General features: G+C 65.8%; 3 protein-coding genes. All 3 read left to right on the top strand.

Translation table 11 applies throughout. The features are described 5' to 3' along the window. Window positions 1-477 precede the first annotated feature (477 nt). Window positions 478-915 carry a hypothetical protein gene (locus B7767_RS31235; protein WP_085575075.1) on the top strand — a complete coding sequence of 146 codons (438 nt, stop codon included), beginning with the start codon at window positions 478-480 and terminating at the stop codon, window positions 913-915. A gap of 210 nt (window positions 916-1,125) precedes the next feature. Beyond that, window positions 1,126-1,965, top strand: a complete 840-nt coding sequence (gene atpB, locus B7767_RS31230) for a F0F1 ATP synthase subunit A (protein ID WP_085575074.1) — start codon at window positions 1,126-1,128, stop codon at window positions 1,963-1,965. Between the two features lie 74 nt (window positions 1,966-2,039). After that, entirely contained in the window at window positions 2,040-2,264 is a 225-nt protein-coding gene (gene atpE, locus B7767_RS31225; RefSeq protein ID WP_085575073.1) for an ATP synthase F0 subunit C, read from the top strand. Window positions 2,265-2,353 lie beyond the last annotated feature (89 nt).

Genomic DNA, 2,353 nt, shown 5'->3' with positions numbered 1-2,353 from the left:
CGCCGGACGGCCCCGGCCGCCGCCCCGGACGCGTCGGTCCCGGCGGACCCCGAGTCCGCCGACGACGACCACCGCACCCCGGTCGCCGCGGGTGTCTCCGGCGTCAACGGCGCGACCGCCGTCGGCCCCCGCGCACGCCTGGCCGACCGGTCACGGTCAAGGTAAGAATCCGACTAGAGCATTGCCAAGTCGTGGGACCCCGATGGGACCCTGTTGGGTGTGCGAACCGCCCTAATACCAGACAAAAAGGCTCGGTTCTTGCTCAGGCGCGCAGGTTCACTCTCATGTGTGACAGCTAGCACACCGAACAGGTAAAGACTGCATCAAATAGTTTGTGATACCGTTCACGAGAACCCCGGAGAGAGCCGAAGAGCCGCAGTGCGACGGCTCACCGGTGCGAGGAATTCGCACCCGGCCCGGGGGTCTACGCTCGTCCATGACGACACACTGCCCCCTGCGAAAAGCGGAGTTGCCGCCATGCCGTCCAATGACGTCCGGATCCTGGCCCAGGCCGCCGTGCCCACGGCTGCCGCCGGCGCTGTAGCCGCCGTCGTCAGCGCGCTGGTCGCCGGCGGCAAGGGTGCGATCGGGGCGCTCGTCGCGACCGTGGTGGTGGTCCTCTTCATGGGGATCGGCCTCTATGTACTGCAGCGCACCGCCAAGACGCTCCCCCACCTGTTCCAGGCCATGGGGCTGATGCTGTACGCGGCACAGATCCTGCTGCTGTTCATCTTCGTCGCCGTGTTCCGGGACACCACCCTGTTCCACCCCAAGGCCTTCGCTCTCACGCTCGTCGGTACCACGCTCGTGTGGATCGCCGCACAGACGCGCGCACACATGAAGTCCAAGATCCTCTACGTCGAACCCGAGTCGACGACGGGCAGCAAGCCCGGAAATTCGGGGCGCCCGTCGTGAGGGGTAGGCCCGGGATAAAGAGGCTTGGGAACTCCTGCTATCGTCCGGTGCCAACTGCGGCATCGCGGGCGCGGGCATCCGAGCTGACGCCTGCTCAATGGCGAGGCGAGATGCCCCCCAGCCGCCCCCACATCCGAACCACCAGTCCCGTGCCGAACCGCGGCCGTGCGCCGCGCCGACACAACGAGGTTGCCGTACCTATGCGCCACGATGAAGGAGCCCGCGGTGAGTGCTGACCCGACGCAGGTGCTCGCCTTCGAGACCGACTGCCACCTCTTCGACGGTTGTGGCTTCCCGGCTCCGGGCCTGCACTCGTTCCTCTTCGAGCCGCTCTGGGGCGACGCAGACGGCAACGGCCTGTACTTCAACAAGCCGATGCTGCTCGCGCTGCTCGGTTCCATCATCATCGTGGGCTTCTTCTGGGCCGCGTTCGCCCGGCCCAAGCTCGTCCCGGGCAAGCTCCAGATGATCGCCGAGGCCGGCTACGACTTCGTCCGCCGCGGCATCGTCTACGAGACGATCGGCAAGAAGGAGGGCGAGAAGTACGTCCCGCTCGCCGTCGCCCTGTTCTTCTTCATCTGGATGATGAACCTCTGGTCGATCGTCCCGGTGGCCGCCTTCCCGGTGACGTCGATCATCGCCTACCCGCTGGTGCTGGCCCTGATCGTCTACGTCACCTGGGTCTCGCTCACCTTCAAGCGGCACGGCTTCGTCGGCTTCTTCAAGAACGTGACGGGCTACGACAAGACGCTCGGCCCGGTGCTGCCGCTCTCGATGACCATCGAGTTCTTCTCGAACCTGCTGGTCCGCCCGTTCACGCACGCCGTGCGACTCTTCGCGAACATGTTCGCCGGCCACACCCTGCTGCTGCTCTTCACGATCGCCAGCTGGTACATGCTCAACGGCATCGGCATCGCCTTCTCCGCCGTGTCGTTCGGCATGGTCCTCGTGATGACGCTCTTCGAGCTCTTCATCCAGGCCGTGCAGGCGTACGTGTTCGTCCTGCTGACCTGCAGCTACATCCAGGGCGCGCTCGCCGAGCACCACTGAGCCCCCCAGGTCCCCACCCCACAGTCGTCCGGTGGCCAACCCCCACCGGTCCGTAAAGAGAAGGAAGAACTGGCATGTCCCAGACCCTCGCTGCTGTCGAAGGCCACATCGGCTCCATCGGTTACGGTCTCGCGGCCATCGGCCCGGGCGTCGGTATCGGCATCATCTTCGGTAACGGCACCCAGGCTCTCGCCCGTCAGCCCGAGGCCGCCGGCCTGATCCGCGCCAACCAGATCCTGGGCTTCGCCTTCTGTGAGGCGCTCGCCCTGATCGGTCTCGTCATGCCGTTCGTCTACTAAGACGAACCCTGACGACCGACCCTTTCGACGAAAGGCACTGATGTGACATCCGCCCTGGTTTTCCTGGCGGCCGAGGGTGAGAAGGAGAC

The sequence above is a fragment of the Streptomyces sp. 13-12-16 genome (assembly GCF_002114215.1).
Lineage (GTDB): Bacteria > Actinomycetota > Actinomycetes > Streptomycetales > Streptomycetaceae > Streptomyces.
Note: the sequence above shows the minus strand (reverse complement) of the source record. Positions and strands in the feature narration are given on the sequence as shown.

Bases quoted from the DNA above. Each gene is read 5' to 3' on its own strand.
- B7767_RS31235 (WP_085575075.1), top strand. From the start codon at position 478: ATGCCGTCCAATGACGTCCGGATCCTGGCCCAGGCCGCCGTGCCCACG.
- atpB (WP_085575074.1), top strand. From the start codon at position 1,126: ATGAAGGAGCCCGCGGTGAGTGCTGACCCGACGCAGGTGCTCGCCTTC.
- atpE (WP_085575073.1), top strand. From the start codon at position 2,040: ATGTCCCAGACCCTCGCTGCTGTCGAAGGCCACATCGGCTCCATCGGT.